Annotated in this window: 5 protein-coding genes and 1 rRNA gene; 2 read left to right on the top strand and 4 right to left on the bottom strand. The window is 76.1% G+C overall.

The window, feature by feature from the left end; translation table 11 throughout:
- Nucleotides 1-345 (bottom strand): phasin family protein (locus tag C1I99_RS29660; RefSeq protein WP_369122451.1); only part of this gene is annotated, 345 nt, incomplete at its 3' end.
- Between the two features lie 113 nt (nt 346-458).
- Here C1I99_RS29660 and C1I99_RS29655 point away from each other — a divergent pair.
- On the top strand, nt 459-797 hold the full coding sequence (locus C1I99_RS29655; RefSeq protein WP_111137485.1) for an SCP2 sterol-binding domain-containing protein: 339 nt from the start codon (nt 459-461) through the stop codon (nt 795-797).
- Between the two features lie 31 nt (nt 798-828).
- Here C1I99_RS29655 and C1I99_RS29650 read toward each other — a convergent pair whose 3' ends face one another.
- Together C1I99_RS29650 and C1I99_RS29645 are read right to left on the bottom strand one after the other, a co-directional pair.
- Complete coding sequence (locus tag C1I99_RS29650; protein WP_111137484.1) at nt 829-1881, bottom strand: HAD-IIA family hydrolase; 1053 nt, start codon at nt 1879-1881, stop codon at nt 829-831.
- The gene (locus tag C1I99_RS29645; protein WP_233512791.1) at nt 1878-2828 is read right to left on the bottom strand and encodes a tetratricopeptide repeat protein; all 951 of its coding nucleotides are present in this window, start codon (nt 2826-2828) and stop codon (nt 1878-1880) included. Before C1I99_RS29645 ends, C1I99_RS29650 begins: the two co-directional genes overlap by 4 nt.
- Between C1I99_RS29645 and C1I99_RS29640 the strand changes: the two genes are divergently transcribed.
- On the top strand, nt 2817-4289 hold the full coding sequence (locus C1I99_RS29640) for a hypothetical protein (protein WP_146604084.1): 1473 nt from the start codon (nt 2817-2819) through the stop codon (nt 4287-4289). The two genes, C1I99_RS29645 and C1I99_RS29640, sit on opposite strands and share 12 nt — an antisense overlap.
- 90 nt (nt 4290-4379) lie before the next feature.
- On the opposite strand, the gene rrf is transcribed toward C1I99_RS29640, so the two are convergent.
- Nucleotides 4380-4487 (bottom strand): 5S ribosomal RNA (gene rrf / locus C1I99_RS29635); the annotation flags it as partial.

Raw genomic sequence — 4487 nt, 5'->3', positions numbered from 1 at the left:
GGTCGGGGTGGTGGCGGGGAGGACCGGCTGGGCGCCGGGCGCGGCCTTCGTCTCCCGGAGCCGGCGCTCCAGCTCGTGCACCCGGTGGGTCAGCTCGGCGACCTCGTCGGCGGTGGCCAGCCCCACCGCGCCAAGCGCCCGGTCGACCTCGAAGCGGATGAGCTTGGTCAGCGCCTCCCGGTTGGCCGCGCCGGTGGAGACGAGCTCCTCGGCGAGCGCCTGGAGCTGGGCGGCGGTGGCCCCGCCCGAGCCGACCAGGCGGCGAACCGCCTCCTGGGCCTTCTTCCGGGGCGCCTCCGTCAGGCCCAAGGCCAGCTCGAGGTAGGCGCGCCACGCGTCCTGCATGCCAGAGTCCTTCCACGGCGCGGGGGTGTGCAGGTGCCACGCTACCGGGCCCTGGGAAGCACCCCGTGCGGTACGGTGCCGGGGACGGCGTGGCGAGCGGTGAGGAGTCGATGGTGGCCAGCGTGGACGAGTGCCGGCAGGCGTTGCGGGATCTCGCCGACCGGCTGGACCGCAACGCCAAGAGCGTGCGGGAGCGGGTCGACCTGGACCGAACCCTCGCCTGCCGGCTCACCGACCTGGGCGCCGCGTTTCATGGCCGGCTGGCCGACGGCCGGCTGGTCGAGCTGACCGACGGTGACGACCCGAAGGCCAAGATCGCGATGAGCACCACCAGCGACGACCTGCTCGCGCTGGCCCGGGGCGAGCTGGACGTGACCCGGGCGGTCGCCTCCCGACGCGTGTCCATCAAGGCGAACCCGTTCGACCTGATGAAGCTGCGCAAACTGCTCTGAGCCGCCGGTCGGCCCGGCCGGCCGCCGTCGGTCAGGCGGCGAGGCCGAGCCGGCGCAGGGCCTGTTCGGCCGCCGGGGACGCCGGCCGCACCGGCGTGCCGGGCCTGGTGGACCCCGACGCCCGGCCGTCCTCCTCGGCCGCCGTCCAGACCACCGCGCAGAGCGCGGCCAGCGCGTCGAGCGGGCGACCCGATCCGGACAGCTCCCACCCGCCGTCGCGGCCGGTCACCGACCAACCACCGGCGTCCGCCGGGCTCGGCACCCGCACCACGGCCGCCGGGTCGAAGAGCCCCGCCAGGTCCGCCGAGACGTACGTCGGGCGGCGCGCCGGCGCGGCGGCGAGCAGTTCGGCGGCGTCGCTGACCCCGGTGAGCACCAGCAGGCTGTCCAGCCCGGCCCGGCGGGCCCCCTCGATGTCGGTGTCCAGCCGGTCGCCGACCACCAGCGTCCGGCCCGCGCCGGCGCGCCGCGCGGCGGTGGCGAAGAGCGCCCGCTCGGGCTTGCCGACGACCAGGTCCGGGTCCCGGCCGAGCGCGGTGCGCAGGGCGGCGACCAGGGCCCCGTTGCCGGGCAGCGGGCCCCGGCCGCTGGGCAGGGTCCGGTCGGTGTTGGTGGCGATCCAGGTCGCGCCGCCGCGCACGGCCACGGCCGCCTCGGCCAGGTCGACCCAGCCGACCTGCGGCCCGTACCCCTGCACCACTGCGGCCGGGGCATCGTCCGCGCGCGAGACCGGGGTCAGGCCGACGGCCCGGACCTCGGCTCGCAGCGCCTCGGCGCCGACGACCAGCACCGCCGCGCCGGCCGGGAGCCGGTCGCGGAGCAGTTCGGCGGCTGCCGCCGCGGAGGTGAACACCTCCTCCGGCCGGGCCGGCACGCCCATCGCGGAGAGCAGGTCGGCAATCTCGCTGGAGCGGCGGGAGGCGTTGTTCGTGGCGTACGCCACCGCCCGCCCCTCGGCGTGCAACCGGCCGACCGCCTCGACGGCGCCGGGGATCGGTCGGTCGATCAGGTAGATCACGCCGTCCAGGTCGAACACGACCAGGGCGTACCTGTCGACCAGCCGTTCCCCGGCGTGAGTCGTCATCGCTGGTCGGTGTCCGACCCGCGGTGCCCCTCGGTGCCGGTCCCGGTGGCCTCGTCGGTGCCGGTCCCGGTGGCTTCGTGGGTGCCGGTCCCCGCAATGCCGTCCGGAGCGTGGGTGCCGGTAGTGCCGGAGCGGCGGGTCCCGGCCGCCAGGTCCCCCGCCTCGGTGTCGGTCAGCTCGTCGTCGATCAGGTCGTCCTCGGTCAGATCGTCCGCCGGCCGGCCCGGGTTCCCGGCCTCGTCCGCCGCCCCGTGGTGGACATCGTCACCGCCGGCCACGTCGCCGGCGAGGTCGACGTCGGGTCGGGCCGGCACGCCGCCCGGGGCGCCCGGACCGGAGGTGGCCTCCTCCGCCTCGTCCTCGTCGTCGCCCTCGATCACCACACCGTCGAGTTCCAGCAGCCGCTCGGCGGCGTCGGTTTCACCCTCGGTGTCCACGTCGGCCGCCCGGGAGAACCATTCGCGGGCTTCCTCGCGGCGCCCCACCGCGAGCAGCGCGTCGCCGTACGCATACCGCAGCCGGGCCGTCCACGGCTCGCCGGCCTCGCTGGTCAGCTCGGGGACCTGGAGCATGGCCACCGCGGCGTCCTTCTGGCCCAGGTCGCCGCGCGCGCCGGCGGCCACGATCAGCAGCTCGGTCGCGACCGACGGGTCCAGCTTCTCCCGGTCCGCGCCGCGGAACAGGTCGATCGCCCGCTCCGGCCGGCCCAGCGCCCGCTCGCAGTCCGCGAGCACCGCCAGGTGGCTCTGCAGCCCGGTCATCCGGTGGTACGTGCGCAGCTCGGCGATCGCCGTCTGCCACTCCCCCGCGTGGTACGCCGCCAGGCCGACCGCCTCGCGAACGGCCGCGATGCGGGACGCGAGCCTGCGGGCGGCCAGCGCGTGCGCCAGCGCCTCGGCCGGGTCCTCGTCGATCAGCCGACCGGTGGCGACCAGGTGCCGGGCCACCGTCTCGGCGACCGGCTTGGCCAGCGAGAGCAACTCGGCGCGGACGTCCTTGTCCAGGTCGCCGGCGACGATCTCCTCGGGCAGCGCGGGGGCCACGACACCCTCGGCCGCCTGCTCCGCACGTTCCCGCCGCTCCGGGCGGCGCTCACCACGGAATCCGCCCTCGCGACGCTCGCCGCCCTCACGACGGAACCCGCCCTCACGACGCTCGCCGCCCTCACGACGGAACCCGCCCTCACGACGCTCGCCGCCCTCACGACGGCCGCCGAACCCGCCTTCGCGGTCGCCCCGCCGGACGCCCTGCCGGTCGCCCTCGCGGCGCTCACCGCCCCGGAATCCTTCCCGGTCGGCGCGGCCTGGGCGCTCCCCGCCGTCGTGGCGGAAGCCGCCTTCACGGCGCTCGCCGCCCTCACGACGGTCACCGCCACGGAAGCCGCCTTCCCGGCGGTCACCACCGCGGTAGCCGCCCTCACGGCGGTCGTCGCGGAACCCGCCCTGGCGGTCCCCGCCTTCCCGACGGAAGCCACCCTCACGGCGCTCAGCGCCGCGGGGGCCCTCACGGTCACCGCCACGGAACCCGCCCTCACGGCGCTCACCGCCACGGAAGGGACGCTCGCCGGTCTCCCGGCGGAAGCCGCCATCGCGGCGCTCGCCGCCGCGGGAGCCCTCGCGGTCACCGCGGAACCCGCCCTGGCGCTCACCGCCTTCCCGGCGGAAGCCACCCTCCCGATCGCCGCCACGGTAGCCGCCCTCACGGCGGTCGCCGCCGAAGCCTTCCCGATCGCGGCCGCGGAAGCCACCTTCGCGGTCACCACCACGGAAGCCACCCTCACGACGGTCACCACCGCGAGAGCCCTCACGGTCACCACCACGGAAGCCACCCTCACGACGGTCACCACCGCGAGAGCCCTCACGGTCACCACCACGGAAGCCACCCTCACGACGGTCACCACCGCGAAAGCCCTCACGGTCGCCGCCACGGAACCCGCCCTCACGACGGTCACCACCGCGGTAGCCGCCCTCACGGCGGTCGTCGCGGAACCCGCCCTGGCGGTCCCCGCCTTCCCGACGGAAGCCACCCTCACGACGCTCAGCGCCGCGGGGGACCTCACGGTCACCGCCACGGAACCCGCCCTCACGACGGTCGCCGCCACGGAAGCCGCCCTCACGACGGTCACCGCCACGGGAGCTGTCACGGTCGCCGCCACGGAACCCGCCCTCACGACGGTCAGCGCGGTCACCGCCGCGGAAGCCCCCCGCGCGGTCGTCGGCGGCACGCCGGAATCCACCGGCGCGCGGTCCCGAACGGAAGCCACCCTCGCGACGGTCGTCCCCGCGGTCACGGCGTTCGTCGCCGCCGCGCTGACCACCCCGGTCGTCGCGGTCGCGGCGCGGTGCGCCGGCGCGCCAATCCGAACGGTCTTCGTAGCGATGCGGACGATCGCCGCCCTGCGGTCCTGAGCTCACAGGTACATCCTTCCTGATTGCGCCATCGGCGGCGCTACGCAGTCGAGGGCCGACCCTGCTGGGGCGGCCCTCGACTGGAAGATTGTCCGGCGGTGTCCTACTCTCCCACACCCTCCCGGGTGCAGTACCATCGGCGCTGGAGGGCTTAGCTTCCGGGTTCGGAATGTGACCGGGCGTTTCCCCTCCGCCATG

It is taken from the genome of Micromonospora deserti (genome assembly GCF_003236335.1).
GTDB classification, from domain to species: domain Bacteria; phylum Actinomycetota; class Actinomycetes; order Mycobacteriales; family Micromonosporaceae; genus Micromonospora; species Micromonospora deserti.
Note: the sequence above shows the minus strand (reverse complement) of the source record. Positions and strands in the feature narration are given on the sequence as shown.

Coding starts and splice junctions, on each gene's coding strand:
- C1I99_RS29650 (WP_111137484.1), bottom strand. CDS start 1,881: ATGACGACTCACGCCGGGGAACGGCTGGTCGACAGGTACGCCCTGGTC.